The following is a 24,104-nucleotide window of genomic DNA, read 5'->3' as shown; positions in this document are numbered from 1 at the left end:
CGGCCGCCGCAACGGCCGAAGCCCGACCGCCGGGGAGGCGGTCGGGCTTCGGCGTTCCTGCGGAGCTACTTCGGCTGCGGGGCGGGCTCGGGCTCGACCAGCCAGTCGGCCTCGCCCTGCGGGGCGTACTCGGCGTAGCTCGCCTCCTCGCGCAAGCCGCGGGCCGAGCCGAGCACGAACCGGTCCGGGGCGCCGTCCAGCACGCCGCCGGACGGGTCGTCGCTCCCGTCCCAGCGCACCGGGTCGCGGTCCGGGTAGAGGATGTCGCGGACCACCAGGTAGCAGATGTACAGGGTGCCGACCAGGTGCAGGGCGATCGCGAAGTGGTACCACTGCAGGTCGATGCCGTGGTGCTTGGCGTCACCGTTGTAGGCCAGGTACGACCAGATGCCGAGGAAGTACAGCACCTCGCAGGCCTGCCAGATCAGGAAGTCCCGCCAGCGCGGCCGGGCCAGCACCGCGAGCGGGATCAGCCAGAGCACGTACTGCGGCGAGTACACCTTGTTGGTCAGCACGAACGCGGCGACCACCAGGAAGGCCAGCTGGGCGAAGCGCGGACGGCGCGGGGCGCTGATCGCCAGCCAGCCGATCGCCAGGCAGCTGAGCACCAGCAGGCCCGCGATCCAGGTGTTCAGGCTCTCCAGGTGCTGCCCGTTGCGCACGGCCTGCATCAGGATCAGCCAGAACGAGCCGTAGTCCTCGGTGCGGACCTGGCTGAAGCTGTAGAAGGTCAGCCAGCCCTTCCAGTTCGCCAGCATGATCGGCACGTTGACGATCAGCCAGGAACCGGCGGTGCCGCCGAAGACCAGGCCGAACTCCTTCCACTTCCCGGACCGCAGACACAGGACCAGCAGTGGGCCGAGCAGCAGCACCGGATAGAGCTTGGCGGCGGTCGCCAGACCGATGAACACACCCGCCCACACCGGCCGGGACCCGGACCAGTACGCCATCGCCACGGCGGCCAGCGCCACCGCGAGCAGGTCCCAGTTGATGGTGGAGTCCAGCGCCAGGCACGGAGCGAGGGCGAACAGCAGCGCGTCCCACGGGCGGCGGCGCTGGGTGCGGGAGACCGCGACCACCGCGACCACCGCGCAGATCATCAGCATTCCGGCGTTGACCAGCCAGAACCACTGCTCGCGGCTCATCATGTCGCCGTTGTGGGTGGTCAGCCAGGCCGCGACCTGCATGAACAGACCGGTCAGCACCGGGTACTCCAGGTACTGCATGTCCGCCGAACCCTGCGGGATCGGGTCCAGGTACGGGCGCCCGCCGTCCGCGAAGCCGCGCCCCGAGAACAGGTGCGGGATGTCGCTGTAACAGGCGTGCGTGTACTGGCTGGTGGCGCCGAAGAACCAGCCGCTCTGGTAGCACGAGGCCTTCTGGAACAGACCCAGCAGGAAGACCACCACCGCGACCACCGCGAGGAACCTGGCCGGCGTCCACCAGGACACCCCGAGCAGCGCCCGACGCCCCGGCGGGCCGCCCAGCAGCTCGCTGCCGGCCTCCGAGACCGGGTCCTCGTCCGCGGGCACCACCACGGTGTTCGGCAGCGGCCCCGCGGCCGGAACCGGCCCGGGCGCTGGGGTCTCGTCACGCAGGCTGGACGTCATGGCGCACATACTGCCGCACCCTCGCCCGCAACCGAAGAGGGGCACGGGATCGCCGTTCGCGGTCCGGTGCCCCTCTGTGGCGGTTTCGCCGGGATTCGGCGAGAGGTCAGGCCTGCCGGCCGGCCAGGCGCTTCGCGGCCTGCAGACGCTCGGGCTGGAGCGGATCGGTCATGCTCCCCGCGCCCCGTCCCGGAGTGAAGGCCCACTCGCGGAACTTCCAGGAGACGTCCGCGATCCGCCGGTCGTCGGGGGCGACGTCGATGTAGAACAGGGACTCGTCCGGCACCCGGTCGTCACCGCCCCACCGCACGACGCCCTCGCAGTCGGCGAGGATGTCCCGGATCGTGAGCACCTCCAGCGGGTAGAACCCCCCGCGGACGCCGGAGGGGTAGGAGCCGGGGCGGATCTGCACCGCGGTGCCGGACGCCTGGTTGGACTCCGCCAGGTTCCGGCGCACCGAGGCCGGCGCGCGCCAGCCGACCACGTCGCCCTCCCGGAGGGCGTCGATCTCGTAGTGGAACCTGCTGATCACGTGGACGAGGACCGTCTCGACGTCGCCCATCCGCACCTGGACACCCAGCGGCGTGCCCGGCACCGGACGGGTGTAGACGTGGCCGCGGTCGTCCACGACCTTCTCCATGTCCCACCCGTTCTTCGACGCGGCGCCCTCCCGCACCCGGGCCTCCCGCTCCCTGGTCTCCCGCGTCAACTCGCGCAACCGGTCACGGTCGGGGGCGGGCGTCGCGGCATGGCCGGGCACCGCGAACAGCTGTGATCCGATCGCGGCGCCTGCGGCGACGCCGATGGCACGGCGCAGCACGGTGCGCCGCGGAATGTTCGCCGTCACGTGGTTCTCTCCTTGCTTCGAACGATCGCGAATACGGTGAGCGTCACGGCGCAGACCACCAGCACGGCCAGCACCGGGTTGACGTACGAAGGGACGACGACGGAAGCCGTGCGGCCGTCGGGTCCGAGACAGCCGAACCGCAACGGGACCAACGACGGGGAGTACCCCACGACCCGTCCGTCCAGCGCCGCGTCGCACGCCCTGGCCTCGCTGTAGTCGTCGGCCATGAACAGGTACAGCAGGCCCCAGACGTAGAGACCGATCGCCATGGCCCACGCCAGGGCGGAGGCGGCCACCAGGGCCGCCGCACGGGACGCGGCGGCCTTGGCGCGGAGCAGGCCTCTGACGCCGTAGAAGATCAGCCCCGGGGTGGCGAGGAGACCGATCAGCAACATCAGGAGGATGACGGTGCCGTCGTGTCTGGCGAACGGTTGGTCTGCGGGCATCGGACCTTCAACTCCACTATCGATTACGGGAGATGGCGTTGTACTTCTCCATGATGTAGTAGAGCCCCATCCGCTTCTTGGCCTCTTCGAACGCCTCCGCTCCGGGCCCCTGGTAGCGGCGCAGCACGTCGTAGATCTCCGAGTCCACGTAGTCCAGGCGCGGCGGCCTCATCGCGGGCGACTTGTCGTCGCCGTCGGGCTTGCCGGCGATGTCCCACATGTGGATCAGGAAGACGCTGGTGAGAGCGGACGTCTCGGAGTCGTACGAGCTCTTCCAGGCGTTGTACAGGTGCTCGTCGTTGGTCCGGTCGGCGATGGCCCTACCGGTGATGAGCCCCTGCGCGAGGCAGTAGTTCCAGGCGCCGGTGAGGGTGAGCCCGCGCTGCTTGGCGATTCCGGTGGACGTGTCCTTGAACTTCCCGACGGTGTTGAACAGCGAGATGGTGGCCAGCCAGGCCGCCTCGTCCGCCGGCTCGATGTGCCGCATCTCCCAGTACGCCGACGTCTGGACCAGCGCCTTGCGCAGCTTGTACTTGACGGAGAGTTCGGTGATCAGGTCGTCGTGGTCGATCACCGTGCTCTGGAAGCACTTCCAGTGCTGGTAGCTGCGGGTGCCGCCGTCGATCGGGTAGCCGAGGGACTCCATGTACTTGCCGACGTCGGTCTGCATGGCGGGGACGACGCTCGGGTCGAGCCGGACGTCGGCCCACCCGGGGCGCCCGGGGTCGAAGCTGCCCTGTCCGGTGTCCCGCCCGGAGGCAACCTTCTGACGGGGAGTCCGCCGACCTTCGGACTTCAGTGGCGGGCCGGTGAGTGGGACCGTCCGACGAAACGAGAAGGCCGGAGGTGGGATCCCACCTCCGGCCTTCCTCAACTCTCCTGCGCCGTGGCCCTACTGGCTGCCCATCAGGCCGATCAGGTTGCCGGCGCCGCCGTTGCCGCCGCCCCCGGCTCCCGGGCTGGGACTGGCGCTCTGGGTCGGGCTCTTGCTCGGCCTGGGCGACCGGCTCGGGCCGCAGTTCCCGTTTCCGTTGCCGTTGCCCTGGCAGGTCGAGGTGGAACTCGGCGGCGGCGAGACCGGTCCCTCCGGGGACTTGCTGGCGGGCGGCTCGGCGGGTCCGGTCTGCTCGCCCGGGGACGCCGAGGTGGAGGCGGAGGCGCTGGACGACGGGCTGGCCGGAGCGCCCGAGGAGTCGACCTCCTGGCCCCACGGGGTCGCGGCCTGGAAGTTCTTCGGGTTACCGGGGCCTATCACCTTCATGTACCGGGTGAACACCTCGGCGGGGAAGTCACCACCGTGGATCTCGTTCTTGCCGCCGGTGCCGTCGAGCGACTGCAGACCCGACTTGTTCGCCGGGTCCTCGCGCCACATGCCGACCGAGGTGGTCAGGCTGTTGGTGTAACCCACCCAGAAGGCGGACTTGCCGCCGTCGGTGGTACCGGTCTTGCCGGCCACCGGGAAGCCCAGCTCGTTGGTCTTGCTGCCGGTGCCGTTCTTCGCCACGTTCTGCAGCACCTCGGTGATGTTGTCGGCGACCACCGGGTCGAGCACCTGCTTCGGCGTCGGCTTGGTGAAGCCGGGCAGCTCCTTGCCACCCAACAGCACCTTGCTCACCGAGTACGGGTCGGTCTGCTGGCCGCGGGCCGCGAACACCGAGTAGGCCGAGGCCATCCGGATCGCCGACGGGGTCGAGGTGCCGAGCGGGAAGGTCAGGCTGGTGGCCGGCGCGAGGGTGTCCTCGTGCAGGCCCAGCTTCATCACCATGTCCCTGACGTTCTTGTTGCCCGCGTCCTGGCCCAGCTGCACGAACGGCACGTTGTACGACCACTGCATGGCCTGCTTGAGCGTCACGTAGCCCTTCTGGCCGGGCTCGCTGTTGCGCTGCTTGTACGGCTTGCCGTCGTCGCCGATGGCCGGGGTGCCGTCCTTGGTGTAGATCGGGGCCAGGTTGTCGGCCAGGTACTTGGAGTCCTGGTTGATCTTGGCCGGGGTGCCGTCCTCACCGTTCTTGGTGAGCACCCCGGTCTGCATCGCGGTGGCCAGCACGAACGGCTTGAAGGTCGAGCCGACCGGGACACCGACGGCGTCCGCGTTGTTCGTGTAGTGGTTGTTCTCGATGCCCTTGCCGCCGTAGAGGGCGATGATCGCGCCGTCGTTCGGCACCACCGAGGCCGCGCCGATCTGGACGTTCTGGTCCTCGGCCCGCTTGTCCGGGTGCAGGTTGGCGGCCTCGAAGTCGTCGACCGCCTTCTTCAGGGCGTCGACCTTGTCCTTCTGGAACGTGGTGTAGATCTGGAAGCCGCCGCGGTCGAGCCGCTGCTGGTTGAGGTTCTTGTCCTTGGCCGCCAGGAACTTGTTGGCGGTGTCCACCAGGTAGGAGACCTCGCCGTTCATGCTGGCCGGGGCCTTCACCACGATCGGCTCGGGGAACTTCGGCCCGCACTTGGCGCGGTCCTCGGCCGTGATCGTCTTGGTGGCCTGCATCCGGTCCAGAACGTAGTTCCAGCGCTCCTGCATGCGGTCGCGGTTGCCGGCGTTCAGGGTCGGGTCGTACAGCGCCGCACCCTTCAACAGGCCCGCCAGCATAGCGCTCTGACAGACGTCCAGCTTGTTGGCGTCCACCCCGTAGTACGCCTGCGAGGCGGCCTGGACGCCGGTCGCGCCGCGGCCGTACCAGCTGGTGTTCAGGTAGCCGGTGAGGATCTTGTCCTTGTCGTCGCTGATCTTCAGCGCGATGATGAATTCCTTGGCCTTGCGGCTGAGCGTCTGCTCCTGGGACAGGTAGACGTTCTTCACGTACTGCTGGGTGATGGTCGAACCGCCCTGGGTCTCGCCACCGGTCGCCATGTTGTAGACGGCGCGGGCGATGCCCTTGGGGTCGATGCCCTTGTCGGTGCGGAAGGTCTCGTTCTCGGCCGCGATCACCGCGTCCTGCGCCGGGCGGCTGATCTCCGAGAGCTCCACCCACTGCTTGTTGGTGTCGCCCTTGCGGGCCATCTCGGTGCCGTCGGCCCAGTAGTAGATGTTGTTCTGGAGATCGATCGACGCCTTCGCGTCCGGCACCGGGATCAGCGCGAACGCCGCGCCTATGGCCGCCACGCTGCCGCCGAAGAAGATCAGGAACAGGCTCAACGACTGCTTCCAGGACGGCATCCACCGCTTGAAGCCGGTCTTGCCGAAGCGCGGGTAGTCGATCAGCCGCTTCTTGCCGGGCTTGCCCGGATTGCCGTTGCGGCCGGCGCTGCGGCCGTTCGGCGGACCCTCCGAACCTCCGCCGCCGCCACTGCCCTTGCGGGACTGCTTGCGCATCTCCGCCCGGGTCAGCCGGGGCTGCTGGGCGGTCTCCCGCACCGCGCGCCGGGGTCCGGGGGCCGCCGCCGGACCGGGACGGCCGGGACCGGCCGACGGCTCGCGCGACTCGTGCGCGTAGTCGGGTGCTCCCTCGACCGGGCTGCCGTAGGCATACGGGCGCCCGGCGGACGCCCGCCTGGAGGGCGGCTGCTCGCCCCCGGGGTTGGCCGACCTACGCCGGTGTTCGCTCATCTCTCAGCAGCTCCTCGGTCCAGGTGCACAGGCGACAGAGTACGGCTCCCTGAAAGGTGTCCAATCGGGCATTGGAAGCCAACCAGGACGAACCGACCGGGATTTATTGCACGGCCGTTGCCCAAAGCCCTTGTGATCGCGGTTACGCGTGCCCCTCTTGCTCCTTTCGTGACCCAGGGTTACTGTTGCCGATATATCGAGCCGATACATCGGCACGACACATCGGCCCGGCATACCCTGCGGGCCGGGCCCGGCATCCGACGAGCAGGACCCCGCGACGGAAGGAGGAAGGCGGTATGAGCCGACGCTCCGGCGTTCTCGAATTCGCCGTCCTCGGCCTGCTCCACGACGCGCCCATGCACGGCTACGAGCTGCGCAAGCGGCTCAACGTCCTGCTGGGCTCGTTCCGGGCCTTCTCGTACGGAACGCTCTACCCGTGCCTGAAGAGCCTGGTCGCCCAGGGCTTCCTGGTCGAGGACAACCCGGACGTCGAGTACGTCCCGGCCACCGCGCTCAACGGCAAGCGGTCGAAGATCGTCTACCGGCTCTCCGCCGAGGGCAAGCAGCGCTTCGAGGAGCTGCTCGCCGAGTCCGGGCCGGACGCCTGGGAGGACGAGCACTTCGGTGTCCGCTTCGCCTTCTTCGGCCAGACCGACCGGGCCGTCCGGATGCGCGTGCTGGAAGGCCGCCGCAGCCGGCTGGAGGAGCGGCTGGAGCGGATGCGCAGCTCGATCGCCCGCACCCGCGAGCGGTTCGACGACTACACCCTCGAACTCCAGCGCCACGGCCTGGAGTCCGTGGAGCGCGAGGTCCGCTGGCTCAACGAGCTGATCGAGACCGAGCGCGCCACCAGAAACGGACGCGGCCCCGCGTCCCCCCCAACTTCGGACGGCCGTGGCCAGGCCGCCGGGTCCTCGGACCCGCCCGGGCCACCGTACGACCGCCCGGGGCGCTCCTGACCGGAGCGCTGTAGCAGCACCGCGCCGGCCTTGCCGCCGCTCGCGGCGAGGCGTGGGCGCCCCGCGCGCCCGTCAGACAGTCAGAACAGATGTGGAACGAGTGTCGTCACACCACGGCGACTCTCATGAGATTCAGGGAGCAACCGGAATGGGTTCGGTTCGCGTAGCCATCGTCGGCGTGGGCAACTGCGCCGCCTCGCTGGTGCAGGGTGTCGAGTACTACAAGGACGCCGACCCGGCCGGTAAGGTCCCCGGCCTGATGCACGTCCAGTTCGGCGACTACCACGTGAAGGACGTCGACTTCGTCGCCGCCTTCGACGTGGACGCCAAGAAGGTCGGCTTCGACCTGGCCGACGCCATCGGCAACAGCGAGAACAACACCATCAAGATCTGCGACGTGCCGCCGACCGGCGTCACCGTCCAGCGCGGCCACACCCTCGACGGCCTGGGTAAGTACTACCGGGAGACCATCGAGGAGTCCGACGAGGCCCCCGTCGACGTCGTCCAGATCCTCAAGGACCGCCAGGTCGACGTCCTGGTCTGCTACCTGCCGGTGGGCTCCGAGAACGCCGCCAAGTTCTACGCCCAGTGCGCCATCGACGCCAAGGTCGCCTTCGTGAACGCCCTCCCGGTGTTCATCGCCGGCACCAAGGAGTGGGCCGACAAGTTCACCGAGGCCGGTGTCCCGATCGTCGGCGACGACATCAAGTCCCAGGTCGGCGCGACCATCACGCACCGCGTGATGGCGAAGCTGTTCGAGGACCGCGGTGTCATCCTCGAGCGCACCATGCAGCTGAACGTCGGCGGCAACATGGACTTCAAGAACATGCTCGAGCGCGAGCGCCTGGAGTCCAAGAAGATCTCCAAGACCCAGGCCGTCACCTCGCAGATCCGCGACCGTGAGCTGGGCGCCAAGAACGTCCACATCGGCCCGTCCGACTACGTCGCGTGGCTCGACGACCGCAAGTGGGCGTACGTCCGCCTCGAGGGCCGCGCGTTCGGCGACGTCCCGCTGAACCTGGAGTACAAGCTCGAGGTCTGGGACTCCCCGAACTCGGCCGGTGTCATCATCGACGCCGTGCGCGCCGCGAAGATCGCCAAGGACCGCGGCATCGGCGGCCCGATCCTCTCCGCGTCCTCCTACTTCATGAAGTCCCCGCCGGTGCAGTACTTCGACGACGAGGCCAAGGAGAACGTCGAGAAGTTCATCCGCGGCGAGGTCGAGCGCTGAGCGCAGCGAAGCCTGCTCGTTGAAGAAGGCGAGCGCTGAGCGCAGCGAAGCCTGCTCGTTGAAGAAGGCGAGCGCTGGGCGCTGAGCTTCAAGCTCTGAGCTCTGAGCATTGACGTTTCGTCACGCTCTGCCGGAGGGCCGTCCCGTTTTCACGGGGCGGCCCTCCGTCGCGTCAGGACCAGGCCGCGTTCCAGGTGACCGGCCCGACCACGCCGTCCACCGACAGCCCGTGCCGCTGCTGGAAGGCCCGGCAGATGCCGGCCGACGCGGGCCCGTACCAGCCGTCCGCGGTGATCACCCACCCGCGCCAGGCCATCCGCCGCTGCCACGTCAGGACGTCGTCCCCGTGCAGCATCGGCGACTGCACCCGCAGGTACCGCCCCGGCCACTGCGGCGCCCCGGGCGTGGTCGGCTGCCCGGACGTCCGCGCCGCCGGGATCCCCCCGAGCGCCGGATCCGCCGACACCGTCCCCTCCGGATACGCCGGGACCCCGTACCCGTACGGCGACCCGGGCCCGCGCCGTGCCCGCGACTTCCGGTAGACCCCGTCGCCCTCGGTGGAGCCGGAATCGTTGGTGTTGCCCTCCACGGTGTAGATGGTGTCGGCGTCGTAGGCGTAGACGACTCCGGTGTGGTCGCCGCCGCCGGGGCCGAGGTAGAAGGGGCCGCCGAGGACGGGGTAGGGGGTCCAGCGGTTCTGGCGGCGCCACCAGGCGACGGCGTCGAGGCAGGACGCCGTCATCGGCCACAGGTTGTCCATGCCGGTGCGGTGGGCGGCCCAGGCCTCGAAGGTGGCGCACCAGGGTTGGCCGTCGGACCATTCGAGGCCGGGGGTTTCCTCGCTGTAGCGCTGGCGGTTGTTCCAGGTGCCGTCGGCGTCGCGGCCCTCGTGGTAGCCGACCTGGCCGAGGAGCAGGGCAGTGAACTCGTCTCGCATGGGGAGCCTCCCGTCGTTCCGAGATGGTTCTTCCCTTGTAAGTGCCCAACGACCTCGGAGTGGCGGTGTCACCGGTTGTGCGGAGGCGCGCGGGGGGCGCGCGTCGCGCGAAGTTGGCGGATGTTTCACGTGAAACACCGTCGGGCTCGTGGCACCCTTGGCGGGTGATCACCGAACGGCCCCCGCGCGAGGCCACCCTGCGCGGCCTGCTGCACGGCACCGGCTTCCGCCGGCTGCTGACGGTGCGCCTGCTCTCGCAGTTGTCCGACGGGGTCTTCCAGGTCTCGCTGGCCGCGTACGTGATCTTCTCCCCGGAGCACCAGTCCTCCCCCGCCGACATCGCCGCGGTGCTGGCGGTGATGTTGCTGCCGTTCTCGGTGATCGGGCCGTTCGCGGGGGTGCTGCTGGACCGCTGGCGGCGGCGTCAGGTCCTGCTGATGGGCAATCTGGCCCGCTTCGGGCTGGGCCTGGTGACGGCGGCGCTGCTGCTCGGCCGGGCGCCCGACTGGATGTTCTTCGCGGCCGCGCTGCTGGTGACGGCGCTGAACCGGTTCATCCTGGCGGGCCTGTCCGCGTCGCTGCCCCGGGTGGTGGACCCGTCCGACCTGGTCACCGCGAACGCCCTCTCGCCCACCCTGGGCACGGTCGCGGCGGCCTCCGGCGGCATCGTCGGCTTCCTGGTGCACCAGGTGATGCCGCCCGGGCGGAACGCGGACGCCGTCCTGGTGACGCTGGCGGCGCTGCTCTACCTCTCCGCCGCGACGGCCGCCCGACGAATCGCACCGGATGCGCTCGGCCCCGAGGTGCACGATGAACTCCCTTCCCTGCGACAGGCGTTGGGAACCGCCTGGCACGATCTGCTGGCCGGCCTGCGTCACCTGCTGCGGGACTGCCGGCCGGCCGTGCGGGCGCTGGCCGCGGTGACCTTGGCCCGGTTCTGCTACGGCGTGCTGATCGTCGTGGTGCTGATGCTCTCCCGGTACACCTTCAACAGCGCGGAGGACACCGCGGGCGGCCTGTCCAGCCTGGGCCGGGCGGTGATCCTGTCCGCGGTGGGCTTCTTCGTCGCCGCGGTGATCAGCCCGTGGTGCACCCGGCGGCTCGGGCTGCACGGCTGGATGACGGTGTGTCTGGCCGCCGCCGCGGTGTTCGTCCCGGCGCTCGGACTGACCTTCCGGGAGGTCCCGTCGATGCTCGCGGCACTGCTGCTGGGCGTGGTCACCCAGGGCACCAAGATCTGCGCGGACACCCTGGTGCAGGAGTCGGTCGAGGACGAGTACCGGGGCCGGGTGTTCGCGATCTACGACGTGCTTGTCAACGTCTCGTTCGTCGCGGCGGCCGGGGTGACCGCCCTGGTGCTGCCGCTGAACGGCCGCTCGGTGCCGGTGGTGCTGGGCCTGGCGGTGCTGTACGCGCTCGGCGCGCTGCTGTACTTCCGTTCCGCACGCCGGACCTGACGGGGTCTCTGGCGCTAGGGTCGTGGGCGCACGGCACGCCTTCGTCGTCCTGGGGGAGAACAGATGAGCACACCGCCGCCGCCCGGTCCGTACGGCGGGCCCGCCCCGTACGGCCAGCAGCCCGGCCAGCAACCGCCCGGCTACGGCCACCCGCCCGCGTACGGACAGCCCCCGGCGTACGGTCAGCCGTCCGGCTACGGGCAGCCCCCCGCGTACGGACAGCAGCCTCCCGGGCCCGGCCCGCAGCCGGCGTACGGGCAGCCCCCCGCGTACGGGCAGCCGCCGGCCGGCGAGGGGCAGATGCCCGCCTGGGGACAGGCGCCGCCGCCCGCCAAGCCGCCCACCCGGAAGGCCAGGATCCGGGGCGTGGTGGTCGGCCTGGGGCTGATCGGCGTGGCCGTCGGCGGCCTGTTCGCCTTCCGCGCGCTGACCGGCGGGGGCAACAAGGGCGCGAACGTCGGGGACTGCCTCACCACTCAGCACCAGACGGTGGCCTGCACCGCGGCGGACGCCAACTGGAAGGTCGTGGCGCGCCACACCGGCCTCATCAGCACGTACAACTGCGCCCAGCAGTACCCGGGGACGACGGCCTACGACAGCCAGTACCGGTCCAAGAAGAAGATGGTCAAGTACCGGCTGTGCATCAGCCCGCTGAACGCCGCTCCCAAGCCGGCGACCAGCGGGCACTGAGCCGGCGTCAGTCCTTCGGCTGCGCCGCCCACCACTCGTGCAGCGCGGCGACCGCCGCCTCGTGCTCCATCGGGCCGTGCTCCAGGCGCAGTTCGAGCAGGTGCTTGTAGGCGCGGCCGACCGCGGGGCCGGGGCGCAGGCCGAGCAGCTGCATGATCTCGTTGCCGTCCAGTGCGGGCCGGATCGCGTCCAGCTCCTCCTGGGCCTGGAGCGTGGAGATCCGCTCCTCCAGCGAGTCGTAGGTGCGGGCCAGCGCGGCGGCCTTGCGCTTGTTGCGGGTGGTGCAGTCGGAGCGGGTCAGCTTGTGCAGGCGCTCCAGCATCGGGCCGGCGTCGGTGACGTAGCGGCGCACCGCGGAGTCGGTCCACTCGCCGCCGCCGTAGCCGTGGAAGCGCAGGTGCAGCTCGACCAGCCGGGACACCTCATTGATCAGCTCGTTCGAGTACTTGAGCTCGCGCATCCGCTTGCGGGTCATCTTCGCGCCGACCACCTCGTGGTGGTGGAAGGAGACCCGGCCGTCGGACTCGAAGCGGCGGGTGCGCGGCTTGCCGATGTCGTGCAGCAGCGCCGCGAGGCGCAGCACCAGGTCGGGGCCCTCGGTCTCCAGCGCGATGGCCTGCTCCAGGACGGTCAGCGAGTGCTCGTAGACGTCCTTGTGGCGGTGGTGCTCGTCGCTCTCCAGGCGCAGTGCCGGGAGCTCGGGCAGCACGAAGTCGGCGAGGCCGGTGTCGACCAGCAGGCGCAGGCCCTTGACCGGGTGCTCGGCGAGCAGCAGCTTGTTGAGCTCGGCCTGGACGCGTTCGGCGGAGACGATGGTGATCCGCTCGGCCATCGCGGTCATCGCGGCGACCACCTCGGGCGCCGGCTCGAAGTCGAGCTGGGCGGCGAAGCGGGCGGCCCGCATCATCCGCAGCGGGTCGTCGGAGAAGGACTCCTCGGGGGTGGCGGGGGTGCGCAGCACCCGGGCCTCCAGGTCGTCCAGGCCGCGGTGCGGGTCGACGAAGCCGCGGCCGGGCAGGTCGACGGCCATCGCGTTGACGGTGAAGTCGCGGCGCACCAGGTCCTGCTCGATCGAGTCGCCGTAGCTGACCTCGGGCTTGCGGGAGCTGCGGTCGTAGGCCTCGCTGCGGTACGTGGTGATCTCGATCAGGAACGAGCCCTCGGGCGTGTCCTTGCGGGCGCCGACGGTGCCGAACGCGATGCCGACGTCCCAGACCGCGTCGGCCCAGCCCTTGACCAGCTTGAGGATCTGCTGGGGGCGGGCGTCGGTGGTGAAGTCGAGGTCGTTGCCGAGCCGGCCGAGCAGGGCGTCCCGGACCGAGCCGCCGACCAGCGAGAGCCGGTGGCCGGCGTCCTGGAAGCGGCGGGCGATCTCGTCGGCGACCGGGGAGACCCTCAGCAGTTCCTGCAGGCCGAGGGTCTGCGCCTCGGTCAGGCCCGGCAGGGCGACCCGGTCGGCGGAGCTGGAATGATTGGTGCTGGACGCATTGGCAGTGGACACGGCTCACAAGGGTACGTGCCCGCCCTGCTCCGCCGCCCTCCCGTTTCGTGTGCTCCGCCCGCTCCTCAGCTCCCGGCCCGTGGCACTGCGGGCCGCGCAACGTCGTTACCATGCCGGGTGAACGCTCCTTGTCGGAGGCCGCCGGGGTCGGGCGGGGCCGCGTCGGTGCGTGGGTCGATCGAGACGATCAGGAACGGCGAGGACGCGCGTGGACGAGCGGACCGGGCGGGGCGCGGCAGGGGCCGGGCGCCGTGGACGGTGGACGGGCCGGCTGGCCAGGGGTGCCGCCGCCCTGCTGGCAGGCGGACTGGTCGGGGCCGTCGCGGCCGCCCCGGCGGCGGCCCGGCCCGGCACTCTGGTGACTGCGACGGGCGAGTACCCGGCGACCGTGCAGATCGACACGGTGCAGGTCGGCAACGGGGCGACGCCGAAGATCGCGCACGAGAACGAGAACGTGACGGTCACCGGCAAGGTCACCAACTCCGGTTCGGACACCCTGAGGTCCTCGGCGGTCAAGGTGCGGCAGCCGAGCGCCGGCAAGCCGATGCTGGCCACCCGCAGCGACATCGAAATGATGGGCTCCTGGGCCACGCCGAGCACCAAGGACGGCATCGCGCTGGACAACCCGGCGCAGGAGGTCGGCGACCTGGGCCCGGGGCAGAGCAAGGACTTCACCCTGCAGGTGCCGGTGTCCGCGCTGAACGCCAAGGAGACCGGCAGCTACGAGCTGGCGGTGGACCTCTGGGGCACCACCGGCGGCGACCGGACGGCGCACCCGCTCGGCATCGCCCGCACCTACCTGCCGTTCCAGGGGCACGCCACCGCCAAGCCCTCGCAGGTCTCGGTGGTGTGGCCGCTGACCCACGCCCCGGTGCTGGTCGCGCAGACCATGCCGGACCAGGACCAGACGCCGGTGCTGCGGGACGACAGCCTGGCGGGCGAGCTGACCGGCGACGGGCGGCTGAACCAGCTGGTCGAGATCGGCAAGACGATGCCGGGCCTGACCTGGGCGATCGACCCGGACCTGCTGGACACCGTGTTCGCGATGACCAAGCCGTACCGGGTGCAGAAGCCCGGCACCTCCGGCGAGTCCGCGCGGGACGACAACACTGTGCCGGGCACCGGCCGCGACGCGGCGACGGCCTGGCTGGCGAAGCTGAAGTCGGCGGTGTCGGGGCAGGACTCCGAGGTGGTGTCGCTGCCGTACGCCGACCCGGACCTGGCGTCGATCGCGCACCACGGCGCCGGCCTGAACGGCATGGACGCCGCGCTGCGCAAGGCGATGACGGCGGGGCAGGTCACCACCGAGGCGCGGCTCTCGGTGGACGCCCACTCGGACGTGGCCTGGCCGTACCGGGGTCTGCTGGACCAGCGGACGGCGGCCGTGGCGGGCGCGGCGGGCGGCCGGACGGTGCTGGTCAACGGCGCGTCGATGCCGGAGTCCGACAAGCTGACCTACACGCCGAACGCGGCGCGTCCGATCGGCAACGGGCAGACCGCGGTGGTCTCGGACTCCGTGCTCGCCTCGCTGTTCCAGAACGACCTGGCCACCGTGCAGGACCGCACCGCGGTCCAGCAGCGGTTCCTGGCCGAGACCCTGGCGATCGCCCACCAGGAGCCGGAGCACCAGCGCGGCGTGCTGGTGCTGCCGTCCCGGTCGCTGACCGTCGGCACCGCGCAGGCGCTGCACGACTCGGTGCTGGCGGCGTCCGGCAACGGCGGCTGGGTGGCTCCGGTCACCCTGCAGAAGGTCGTCGACATGCCGGCGGACCCGACCGCCAACGCCAACGTCCCGGCCGACTACCCGGGTGACGCGACCGGCACCGAGCTGTCCTCCGGTGAGCTGGTCGACACCATGGGCATCCAGGACGGCGTCGACCAGCTGATGATGATCCTCACCCAGCCGGAGCGGGTCCGCGGCCCGTTCAGCGCGGCCATGGTGCGGTCGATGTCCACCAGCTGGCGCGACCAGCAGAAGACCGGCATCGCCTACCGGGCCGGCGTGCAGCACTACCTGGACAACCTGAAGTCGGCGGTCCGGGTGCCGAAGAAGAGCACCGTGACCCTGCCGGGCGACAACGCGACGCTGCTGATCAGCGTCAAGAACGACCTCACCCAGGCGGTCGGCAACCTGGAGCTGCGGCTGTACTCCACCCAGCCGAACCGTCTCCTCGTCGGCGAGAACCAGCCGGTGGTGCTGGACGCCACCACCTCCCGCACCTTCCGCTTCCCCGCCGAGGCGCAGGTCAACGGCCAGGTCCAGGTGACCGCGGAGCTGTGGACCACCGGCCCGAACGCGCAGCGCTACGGCGAACCGGTGGAGTTCACCGTCGACGTCACCTCGGTGGCCAGCGGTGTGACGTACGTGATCGCCGGCGGCACCGCGCTGATGCTCCTCGCCGGGGTGCGGTTCTACCTGCAGCGCAAGAAGCGCAAGGCGGCCGGCGAGATCGACGAGGACCCGGACCGCCCGCTGTCGGACGCCGCGGGCGACGACGGCGACCGGCCGGGCGCCGACGCGGAGCCCTCCTCCGACCGGGATGACACCGATCGGGTCTCCGGTGATGAGATGGTGGATCACCGGGCGCCTCACCCCCAGGCGTCCGTCCCCCCTCTCTGACGTGGATTGGTGGCATGAACGAGCGGAGCGAGCGAGCAACCCAGGACCAGGGCGGAGGTAGGCCCCAGGACCGCGCGGGCGGCCCACGGTCCGCCGCCGCCCCCGCCGACCCCACCGCCGACTGGTACGTCGCCGACACCTACGCCCGTGACCCGTACGCCGCCGAGGCGTACGGGGACGCGGACCCGTACGGCGAGGTCGACCTGCCGGACGCCGTCCCGGACGCCGCGGAGGTCCAGGACGCCCCGGAGGCCACGGCGGCGGTGCCCGGCCAGCCGAGCCGCGAGCCCGAGGCCGCCCTGCGGCTGACCGCGCCGGCCCCGCGCTGGGCGTCGATCGCCGCAGAGGTGGCCGCGGAGGCCGCCGAGCCGACCGGGTCGCGCTGGGACACCGAGACCACCGAGTACGTCGGCGTGGAGACCCTGCTGTCGGCCCCGGAGCAGGCGCCCGCGCCGCAGGCCGCACCGCACTCGCCGCAGGCCGCACCGCCCGCGCCGAAGGCCACCGAGCCCGAGTCGGCCGAGCCCGCCGGCGAACCGGAGCCCGCGAAGGCCCTCGGGCCCGAGCCCGCCCCCGCGACGGGCGAGCGCCACCCGTACGTGCCGCCGATCGAGTTCGACCCGCCGCTCTCCGAGGAGGAGGCGGTGATGCGGGCCGACGCGGCCGTCCTGGAGGCCAACGCCGCCGCCGCGCCGCCCGCCCCCGTACCTGCGCCCGCAGCCGCACCCGCGCCCGCGCCCGCCGGGCCGGGCGACGCCGGTGGCAGCGGTGGCGACGGCGCCGGCAGCCGGGTCGCCGGGCTGCTGAACTCCAGCGCCGTCATGGCGGCCGGCACCCTGGTCTCCCGCGGCACCGGCTTCCTGCGCACCATGGTGATCGCCGCCGCGATCGGCGTGGCCTCGATGGGCGACTCGTACAACGCCGCCAACACGCTGCCCACCCTGCTGTACATCCTGATCGGCGGCGGCGCGCTGAACGCGGTGTTCGTCCCCCAGCTGGTGCGCAGCATGAAGAACGACGAGGACGGCGGCACCGCCTACGCGAACCGACTGCTCACCCTGGTGGTGACCGGCCTGGCGGGCGTGGTGTTCGTCGCGGTGCTGGCCGCGCCGATGCTGGTGCAGCTGATCTCGCACGCCCTGATGCGGGACCAGCAGAGCGCCGACACCACGGTCGCGCTGGCCCGGTACTGCCTGCCGACCATCTTCTTCATGGGCGTGCACGTGGTGATGGGCCAGATCCTCAACGCCCGCGGCCGGTTCGGCGCGATGATGTGGACGCCGGTCCTGAACAACCTCGTGGTGATCTTCACCTTCGTGATGTACATCGGCGTGTACGGCACCTTCCAGCACACCGAGGTCACCCCGCAGGCCATCTCCCCCGAGGGCGTCCGGCTGCTCGGCATCGGCACCATGCTGGGCCTGGCGGTGCAGGCGCTGTCGATGATCCCGTACCTGCGGTCGGCAGGCTTCGCGTTCCGGCCGCGCTTCGACTGGCGCGGCGCCGGCCTGGGCAAGGCGGCCCGGCTGGCCAAGTGGACCTTCCTGTTCGTGCTGGCCAACCAGGCGGGCTTCCTGGTGGTGACCCAGCTGGCCACCGCCTCCGGCAAGGCCGCCGAGCACGACGGCCACCTCGGCGTCGGCCTGGCCGCGTACTCCAACGCGCTGCTGATCTGGCAGCTGCCGATGGCGGTGATCACCGTGTCGGTGATGAGCGCGGTGCTCCCCCGGCTGTCCCGGGCGGCCGCCGACCAGGACGCCGGGGCGGTCCGCGACGACCTCTCCTACGGCCTGCGCACCTCGGCGGTGGCGATCGTCCCGGCGGCGTTCCTGTTCCTGTCGCTGGGCCCGGTGATCGGCTCCTCGATCTACGGCCTGGGCAACGGCGGCGCGGTCGCCCACGGCACCACCGCGGTCGGCTACATGCTCTCCGCCTTCGCCCTCGGCCTGATCCCGTACTCGGTGCAGTACGTGCTGCTGCGCGGCTTCTACGCGTACGAGGACACCCGCACCCCGTTCTCCAACACCGTCTGGGTGGCGCTCACCCAGGCCGGCACCGCGGTGCTGTGCTGGCTGCTGCTGCCCGCGCAGTGGGCGGTGACCGGCATGGCGCTGGGCTACGGCCTGTCGTACGCGGTGGGCGTGTTCGTCGCGGTGCCGAAGTTGAAGGCGCGGATCGGCGGACTGGACACCGCCCGGATCACCAAGACCTACGTCCGGCTGGCGATCGCCTCGCTGCCCGCCGCCGTGGTCGGCCTGGGGATCGAGCTGTTCGCGCTGCGGGTGGTGGACGGCTGGATCGGCAACGTCCTGACGCTGCTGGTGGCGGCCGTCGTCCAGATCGCGGTGTTCCTGCTGCTGGCCCGCCGGATGCGCATCGAGGAACTCAACGCGCTCACCGGAATGGTCCGTCGGCGGATCGGCCGCTGACCGGAACACCGGTCACGGATTGACGAATCGTCAATCGCGGGGCTGACGATTCGTCGGCGACTCAGTCCGCCTACTGTGGGCCGGAGTCGGGGCACACCCCCGATTCCGGCCCATTCGTCTGCTGTTCGCCCGGAAGTGGGTAAGCGGGCAACCTCCCGGCACTCTCAGCGGTCGTACCAGGGTGCCGCGAGTGGGCACAATTGTCCTTGCAGCACGGCCGACCACTCCGGCAGCGGCTCGTCGACCGTCCCGGCCCCGGCCCGGGACGACACAAGGGGAGGCAGGACCACGGTGGCTGACGGCACCAAGGCGATCGTCGACACGTCCGAGACGGACGGGGCGGCGACCGAGGCCGCGCCCGGAACCTCGCAGCGCGACACCGGATCCGACCGCGGCCGCGCCGCGAAGGGGTCCGCCGACAGCGTGGTGAAGAGCACCGCGAACGGCTCCCCGAAGGACGCCGCGAAGAACACCCCGAAGACTGCCCCGAAGGGCGCGTCGAAGCCCGGGGCGAAGGACGCCCCGACCACCCCGCTGCGGCCCGCCGCCGCGGAGCCCGCCGACGCCCCCGGGAGCGACGACCCGAAGCCGCCCGCCGACGCCACCGCCCCGCTCTCCGCGCAGGAGATCGACGCCGAACTGACCGCCCAGGGTGCCCGCGCCGCCGAGCGCCCCTCCCGCAGCCGCGGCGTGCGCCGCCCGCTGCCCCCGATCGAGCCGTCCGAGCCCGCCCCGCCCACCAGCACCGAGACGCTGGACGCCGACACCGCCACGCTGCCCGCCGTGCTGCCCGCCCCGCAGCGGCACAGCGGTGACAAGATCGGCGGCCGCTACCGGCTGGAGGAGTGCATCTCCGAGTCGGACACCTTCACCAGCTGGCGCGCCGTCGACGAGAAGCTCCGCCGCGCCGTCGGCGTGCACCTGCTCTCGGCCGGCCACCGCCGCGCCAAGTCGGTGCTCACCGCGGCCCGCAGCGCCGCCCTGCTCGGCGACCCGCGCTTCGTCCAGGTGCTGGACGCCGTGCAGGAGGGCGAGCTGGTGTACGTGGTCCGCGAGTGGCTGCCCGGCGCCCGCGACCTCGGCGAGCTGCTGGCCGACGGCCCGCTGGAGCCGTACGACGCCTACCAGATGGTCCGCCAGGTCACCGACGCCATCGCCGCCGCCCACCAGCGCGGCCAGGCCCACCTGCGGCTCACCCCCAAGTGCGTGCTGCGGACCGACGGCGGCCAGTACCGGATCAACGGCATCGCGGTCGACGCCGCCCTGCGCGGCCTGCCCACCGAGGACGCCGAACTGACCGACGTCCGTGCGATCGGCGCACTGCTGTACGCGTCGCTCACCCACCGCTGGCCCTACCCGGAGGACCGCTACGACCTCCAGGGGCTCCCCAAGGACCTCGGCTGCGTGCCCCCGGACCAGGTCCGGGCCGGCGTCCACAAGGGCCTGGCGGAACTCGCCGCCCGGATCCTGTGCGAGCAGCCGCCGCACCACAAGGAGCCGATCACCACCCCCGCCGAACTGGCCGCGGCCATCGCCGAACTGCCGAAGATCCGGCAGCCGGAGCAGCCCGCCCCGCCGGTGCTGCGCACCCCGCCCGCCGCCCGGCCGCGCTACTCCCCCGGCGCGCCCACCCAGGCGATCCCGGCGGCCGAGCCCGCCCCGGCCCCCGTCGCCCCCCGCCCGGCCCCGCGGCCCGCCCCGCGCCGCCGCCGCGGGTTGCGCCGGGTGGCCCAGTGGACCGCCTCGCTGGTGGCGCTCTCCGCCGTCACGGTCGGCTCCTGGCAGCTGGTGGACTACGTCAACAACCGGAACAAGGCCACCACCGACAACCACACCGCCCCCGCCCCCGCCCCGAGCGACAGCGGCGCCGCCGCCACCGGCGAGAAGCTCACCATCTCGTCGGTCTCCCCGTTCAACGCGTTCGGCGGTACCAAGGACGAACACGTCAGCGAGCTCCCCAACGCCACCGACGGCAACCCGACGACCGCCTGGACCACCCAGCGCTACAACGACCAGTTCGGCACCGCCTACCGGCCCGGCGACGGCCTGCTGGTCGACCTCGGCTCGACGCGGGCCGTCAGCTCGGTGGAGGTCCAGCTCCTCGGCGACACCAAGGTCGAGCTGAAGGCCGCCCCGGCCGGCGCCACCACCGCCCCGGCCGACGACGAGAACGGCTTCCGCAGCCTCGGCGCCACGATCGCCGGCGGCTCCGGCTCCAAGGTCACCCTGAAGCCCGCCGCCCCGGTCACCACCCGGTACCTGCTGGTCTGGCTCACCAACGTGCCCACCGACGACGGCGGCTACCGCGGCAGGATCGCCGAGATCCAGGTCAACGGCTAGCCGCACGATCGGACCGCCTGCGCCCCTTGATCCGCTCCGCCGGATCCCCAACGATGGTGACCCGCGGCCGCCGGATCGGACGGCCGGACCGTGAGGAGGGGGCGGATGGCCGAGGAGCCCACCGACGCCGAACTGCTCGCCCGGCACACGGCGGGCGACCCGGACGCCTTCGGGCTGCTGGTGCACCGCCACCGCGACCGCCTGTGGGCGGTCGCGGTGCGCACCCTCGGCGACCGCGAGGATGCCGCGGACGCGCTCCAGGACGCCCTGGTCTCCGCGTTCCGTGCCGCGGCCGGCTTCCAGGGCCGCTCGGCGGTCACCACCTGGCTGCACCGGATCGTGGTCAACGCCTGCCTGGACCGCGCCCGCCGCGGCGCCGTCCGCCGGGCCGAGTCGCTCGACCAGCACCCCGGCGGCCCGCCGGACGCCGCGCTCGGCACCAGCGAGGGCGCGGAGAACCACGCGGTGCGCGCCGAGACCCGGCGCGAGGTGGCGGACGCCCTGGCCGCGCTGCCCGCCGATCAGCGGGCCGCCCTGGTGCTGGTCGACATGCAGGGCTACCCGGTCGCCGAGGCCGCCGAGGTGCTCGGCGTCCCGGTCGGCACCGTCAAGAGCCGCTGCGCCCGCGGCCGGGCCCGGCTGCTGCCCCTGCTGCGCCACCTCCGCCCGGACGATGTTCCACGTGGAACCGACGCCGCCCGTGTTCCACGTGGAACCGACCCGGGCCCCGCTCCGCGGGAGGCCGATCCGCCGCGTGTTCCACGTGGAACCACCCCCGGCCCGCGGGCACCCGTCGCCGGTGTTCCACGTGGAACCCCGTCCGCGGCCCGGACCGGGAACCCGAACCGGCCCTCCCCCGTCCCACCCACGAATCCCGCCACCACGCTGGAAGGAGATGCGACCCCGCGATGACGCCGCACCCGCCTTCCGAGCACCCCGACCTGGACGCGCTGGCCGATCTGGCCGAGGACCTGCTGCCGGCCGAACAGGCCGAACCCCTCCACCACCACCTGGCCGCCTGCCCGTCCTGCGCCGAGGACTACGCCGCGCTCAGCGGCCTCCCGGAGCTGCTGGCGGACCTCCCCGCCGCACCGATCCCGCAGGACGTCGCCGACCGGCTGACGGCGGCGCTGGCCGCCGAGTCCGCCGCCCGCGCCGAGACCCGCGCCGAGGAGCGCCCGGAGCGCCCTCTCGCCGCCTCGTCCGGCCCGTCCGCCCCGCCCCGCCCCGGCGGGCCCGCCCGCGCCGCCACCGGGCCGGGACGCCCCGCGCGCCGTCGCCGTCGCGCCCTGGGCCTGCTGCTCGCCACCGCCGCCGTGGCCGCCGTGGCCACCCTGGGCGGGCTGCTGATCGACCGGGACACGGCCCGCTCCACCGCCTCGGCCGCCCACGGGGACAGCGGCAAGGCCGCCTCCGAGCCGACGGCCGTCGACGCCTCCCGTCCCCGGCCCAACGCCGTCGCCGGCAGCCAGGGCCCGGAATTCACCGCCGAACAGCTCCCGACGCAGATCCGTCAACTGCTGTCCGCCAAGCCCGCCGACCAGCTCGCCCCGGCCGACCCGGGCGGCGGCGCACCGGCCTGCGCGCTGGCCGCGGCCGGGCACCCGGACGACCCGCCGCTGACCACTGGAACGGGCCGCTACCAGGGCCGACCGGTGCTGGCCCTGGTGTTCCGCCCGCCCGGTGGCAGCGGCCCTTTGGACGTCTACCTGGCCACTCCGGACTGCCCCGGCTCGTCGATCCTGCTGCACAGCACCGTTCCGGCCCCCTGATTCCTCACCGTTTTGAGTCGTCCACGTCCGAAGCGCGGGTGCCTGGTGTGCTCGGGCCTGGGAATGCGGGAGACTGGTTAGTCGTTGTCCGGGGCGGCGGAGCAACCGCCCTCCCCCGCGCAAGCGGGACGCCATGCGAACCAGGAGATGCAGTGAGCGACGTCCGTAACGTGATCATCATCGGTTCCGGCCCGTCCGGGTACACCGCTGCGTTGTACACCGCGCGTGCCTCCCTCAAGCCGTTGGTGTTCGAGGGCGCGGTCACGGCCGGCGGCGCGCTGATGAACACCACCGAGGTGGAGAACTTCCCCGGCTTCCGCGACGGCATCATGGGCCCCGAGCTGATGGACAACATGCGGGCCCAGGCCGAGCGCTTCGGCGCCGAGCTGGTGCCGGACGACGTCGTCGCCGTCGACCTCACGGGTGACATCAAGACCGTCACCGACTCCGAGGGCACCGTGCACCGCGCCCGGGCCGTGATCGTCACCACCGGCTCGCAGCACCGCAAGCTCAACCTGCCGAACGAGGACAAGCTCTCCGGCCGCGGCGTCTCCTGGTGCGCGACCTGCGACGGCTTCTTCTTCCGCGACCAGGACATCGCGGTGGTCGGCGGCGGCGACACCGCGATCGAGGAGGCGACCTTCCTCTCCCGGTTCGCCCGCAGCGTCACGATCGTCCACCGCCGGAACACCCTGCGCGCCTCCAAGGCGATGCAGGAGCGCGCCTTCGCCAACCCGAAGATCACCTTCGCCTGGGACAGCGCGGTCGAGGAGATCCACGGCGACCCGAAGCTGACCGGCCTGACCCTGCGCGACACCAACACCGGCGACCTACGCGAGCTGCCCGTCACCGGCCTGTTCATCGCGATCGGCCACGACCCGCGCACCGACCTGTTCAAGGGCCAGTTGGACCTGGACGCCGAGGGCTACCTGAAGGTGGAGTCCCCCTCCACCCGCACCAACATCCCGGGTGTCTTCGCCGCGGGCGACGTGGTCGACCACACCTACCGCCAGGCGATCACCGCCGCCGGCACCGGCTGCTCCGCGGCGCTGGACACCGAGCACTACCTCGCCGCGCTGACGGACTCCGAGGCCGAGACCGCCGCTGTCGCGGTCTGAGCCACCGGCAGACCCACCAGGGCCGAGCAGCCCACCGGCCGGGGGCGGCGACCGTTTCCGCACCGAAACAGAACCGCCCCCGCCGTTGTTATCCCTCTCGCACCTCTCCTCCGACCCCAAGGAGTTCCCGTGGCCGGCGCCACCAAGGAAGTAACCGACGCGACCTTCGACGCCGAGGTTCTCAAGAGCGAAAAGCCCGTCCTGGTCGACTTCTGGGCCACCTGGTGCGGCCCGTGCCGCCAGGTCGCCCCGGTCCTGGAGGACATCGCGGCCGAGCACGGCGACAAGCTGTCCGTCGTCAAGCTCGACGTCGACGCCAACCAGGAGACCGCCGCGACGTACAACGTGATCTCCATCCCGACGCTGAACGTCTACAAGGGCGGCGAGCTGGTGAAGACCATCACCGGCGCCCGCCCGAAGGCCGCGCTGCTCCGCGAGCTGGCCGAGTACCTGTAGTCCGTTCCGGACGCCGTCGCCGAGGCGGCCCGCACGGGGAGTTCCCGGTGCGGGCCGCCTCGGTGTTTCCGTGGCCCCGGTGAGGCTTCGTCAGGACGCGACGAGAGCCGGGCAGTCCGATCCGGACCGACCCCGCCGGAGCGGAGA

General features: G+C 71.9%; 18 protein-coding genes. 11 read left to right on the top strand and 7 right to left on the bottom strand.

Features of this window, described 5'->3' with window-relative positions:
• Positions 1-65: 65 nt before the first annotated feature.
• From ACI1MP_RS19355 to ACI1MP_RS19335, 5 genes are all read right to left on the bottom strand, one after another.
• Positions 66-1,610 (bottom strand): glycosyltransferase family 87 protein, encoded by a 1,545-nt coding sequence (locus tag ACI1MP_RS19355; RefSeq protein ID WP_380333704.1) that lies wholly within the window; start codon positions 1,608-1,610, stop codon positions 66-68.
• 106 nt (positions 1,611-1,716) lie between these two features.
• A complete protein-coding gene (locus ACI1MP_RS19350; protein ID WP_404869116.1) occupies positions 1,717-2,457 on the bottom strand; it encodes a hypothetical protein in 741 nt (246 codons plus the stop codon).
• Entirely contained in the window at positions 2,454-2,903 is a 450-nt protein-coding gene (locus ACI1MP_RS19345; protein ID WP_404869115.1) for a hypothetical protein, read from the bottom strand. The genes ACI1MP_RS19350 and ACI1MP_RS19345 overlap by 4 nt, the downstream gene beginning before the upstream one ends.
• Before the next feature lie 16 nt (positions 2,904-2,919).
• Complete coding sequence (locus ACI1MP_RS19340) at positions 2,920-3,573, bottom strand: hypothetical protein (RefSeq protein ID WP_404869114.1); 654 nt, start codon at positions 3,571-3,573, stop codon at positions 2,920-2,922.
• Between the two features lie 222 nt (positions 3,574-3,795).
• Positions 3,796-6,447 carry a transglycosylase domain-containing protein gene (locus tag ACI1MP_RS19335; protein WP_404869113.1) on the bottom strand — a complete coding sequence of 884 codons (2,652 nt, stop codon included), beginning with the start codon at positions 6,445-6,447 and terminating at the stop codon, positions 3,796-3,798.
• Positions 6,448-6,743: 296 nt separating this feature from the next.
• On the opposite strand from ACI1MP_RS19335, the gene ACI1MP_RS19330 reads away from it, so the two are divergent.
• The gene (locus tag ACI1MP_RS19330; protein ID WP_043915342.1) at positions 6,744-7,406 is read left to right on the top strand and encodes a PadR family transcriptional regulator; all 663 of its coding nucleotides are present in this window, start codon (positions 6,744-6,746) and stop codon (positions 7,404-7,406) included.
• Positions 7,407-7,554: 148 nt separating this feature from the next.
• Entirely contained in the window at positions 7,555-8,637 is a 1,083-nt protein-coding gene (locus ACI1MP_RS19325) for an inositol-3-phosphate synthase (RefSeq protein WP_043915344.1), read from the top strand.
• Positions 8,638-8,809: 172 nt separating this feature from the next.
• On the opposite strand, the gene ACI1MP_RS19320 is transcribed toward ACI1MP_RS19325, so the two are convergent.
• Positions 8,810-9,574 (bottom strand): peptidoglycan-binding protein, encoded by a 765-nt coding sequence (locus ACI1MP_RS19320; RefSeq protein WP_229847523.1) that lies wholly within the window; start codon positions 9,572-9,574, stop codon positions 8,810-8,812.
• A 164-nt stretch (positions 9,575-9,738) separates the two neighbouring features.
• Between ACI1MP_RS19320 and ACI1MP_RS19315 the strand changes: the two genes are divergently transcribed.
• The gene (locus ACI1MP_RS19315) at positions 9,739-11,031 is read left to right on the top strand and encodes an MFS transporter (protein WP_363475589.1); all 1,293 of its coding nucleotides are present in this window, start codon (positions 9,739-9,741) and stop codon (positions 11,029-11,031) included.
• A gap of 63 nt (positions 11,032-11,094) precedes the next feature.
• On the top strand, positions 11,095-11,721 hold the full coding sequence (locus ACI1MP_RS19310; RefSeq protein WP_404869112.1) for a hypothetical protein: 627 nt from the start codon (positions 11,095-11,097) through the stop codon (positions 11,719-11,721).
• Positions 11,722-11,728: 7 nt separating this feature from the next.
• Here ACI1MP_RS19310 and ACI1MP_RS19305 read toward each other — a convergent pair whose 3' ends face one another.
• A complete protein-coding gene (locus ACI1MP_RS19305; RefSeq protein WP_373295481.1) occupies positions 11,729-13,132 on the bottom strand; it encodes a CCA tRNA nucleotidyltransferase in 1,404 nt (467 codons plus the stop codon).
• A 298-nt stretch (positions 13,133-13,430) separates the two neighbouring features.
• On the opposite strand from ACI1MP_RS19305, the gene ACI1MP_RS19300 reads away from it, so the two are divergent.
• From ACI1MP_RS19300 to trxA, 7 genes are all read left to right on the top strand, one after another.
• Entirely contained in the window at positions 13,431-15,842 is a 2,412-nt protein-coding gene (locus ACI1MP_RS19300) for a DUF6049 family protein (protein ID WP_404869111.1), read from the top strand.
• 14 nt (positions 15,843-15,856) lie between these two features.
• Positions 15,857-18,271: a murein biosynthesis integral membrane protein MurJ gene (gene murJ, locus ACI1MP_RS19295; protein ID WP_404869110.1), complete on the top strand. Its 2,415-nt coding sequence runs from the start codon at positions 15,857-15,859 to the stop codon at positions 18,269-18,271.
• Between the two features lie 291 nt (positions 18,272-18,562).
• Positions 18,563-20,611, top strand: a complete 2,049-nt coding sequence (locus ACI1MP_RS19290; protein WP_404869109.1) for a hypothetical protein — start codon at positions 18,563-18,565, stop codon at positions 20,609-20,611.
• A gap of 105 nt (positions 20,612-20,716) precedes the next feature.
• Positions 20,717-21,523 carry an RNA polymerase sigma factor SigM gene (sigM, locus tag ACI1MP_RS19285; protein ID WP_404869108.1) on the top strand — a complete coding sequence of 269 codons (807 nt, stop codon included), beginning with the start codon at positions 20,717-20,719 and terminating at the stop codon, positions 21,521-21,523.
• Positions 21,520-22,383: a hypothetical protein gene (locus ACI1MP_RS19280; protein WP_404869107.1), complete on the top strand. Its 864-nt coding sequence runs from the start codon at positions 21,520-21,522 to the stop codon at positions 22,381-22,383. Before sigM ends, ACI1MP_RS19280 begins: the two co-directional genes overlap by 4 nt.
• Before the next feature lie 152 nt (positions 22,384-22,535).
• Positions 22,536-23,501 (top strand): thioredoxin-disulfide reductase, encoded by a 966-nt coding sequence (trxB, locus tag ACI1MP_RS19275; RefSeq protein WP_043915347.1) that lies wholly within the window; start codon positions 22,536-22,538, stop codon positions 23,499-23,501.
• Between the two features lie 129 nt (positions 23,502-23,630).
• Positions 23,631-23,957, top strand: a complete 327-nt coding sequence (gene trxA, locus ACI1MP_RS19270) for a thioredoxin (RefSeq protein ID WP_043915349.1) — start codon at positions 23,631-23,633, stop codon at positions 23,955-23,957.
• Positions 23,958-24,104 lie beyond the last annotated feature (147 nt).

It is taken from the genome of Kitasatospora griseola (genome assembly GCF_044999035.1).
GTDB lineage: Bacteria > Actinomycetota > Actinomycetes > Streptomycetales > Streptomycetaceae > Kitasatospora > Kitasatospora griseola.
The sequence above is the reverse complement of the archived record's forward strand: the minus strand, read 5'-3'. Positions and strand labels throughout refer to the sequence as shown.

Coding starts and splice junctions, on each gene's coding strand:
- ACI1MP_RS19355 (WP_380333704.1), bottom strand. CDS start 1,610: ATGACGTCCAGCCTGCGTGACGAGACCCCAGCGCCCGGGCCGGTTCCG.
- ACI1MP_RS19345 (WP_404869115.1), bottom strand. CDS start 2,903: ATGCCCGCAGACCAACCGTTCGCCAGACACGACGGCACCGTCATCCTC.
- ACI1MP_RS19340 (WP_404869114.1), bottom strand. CDS start 3,573: ATGCAGACCGACGTCGGCAAGTACATGGAGTCCCTCGGCTACCCGATC.
- ACI1MP_RS19335 (WP_404869113.1), bottom strand. CDS start 6,447: ATGAGCGAACACCGGCGTAGGTCGGCCAACCCCGGGGGCGAGCAGCCG.
- ACI1MP_RS19330 (WP_043915342.1), top strand. CDS start 6,744: ATGAGCCGACGCTCCGGCGTTCTCGAATTCGCCGTCCTCGGCCTGCTC.
- ACI1MP_RS19325 (WP_043915344.1), top strand. CDS start 7,555: ATGGGTTCGGTTCGCGTAGCCATCGTCGGCGTGGGCAACTGCGCCGCC.
- ACI1MP_RS19320 (WP_229847523.1), bottom strand. CDS start 9,574: ATGCGAGACGAGTTCACTGCCCTGCTCCTCGGCCAGGTCGGCTACCAC.
- ACI1MP_RS19310 (WP_404869112.1), top strand. CDS start 11,095: ATGAGCACACCGCCGCCGCCCGGTCCGTACGGCGGGCCCGCCCCGTAC.
- murJ (WP_404869110.1), top strand. CDS start 15,857: ATGAACGAGCGGAGCGAGCGAGCAACCCAGGACCAGGGCGGAGGTAGG.
- sigM (WP_404869108.1), top strand. CDS start 20,717: ATGGCCGAGGAGCCCACCGACGCCGAACTGCTCGCCCGGCACACGGCG.
- ACI1MP_RS19280 (WP_404869107.1), top strand. CDS start 21,520: ATGACGCCGCACCCGCCTTCCGAGCACCCCGACCTGGACGCGCTGGCC.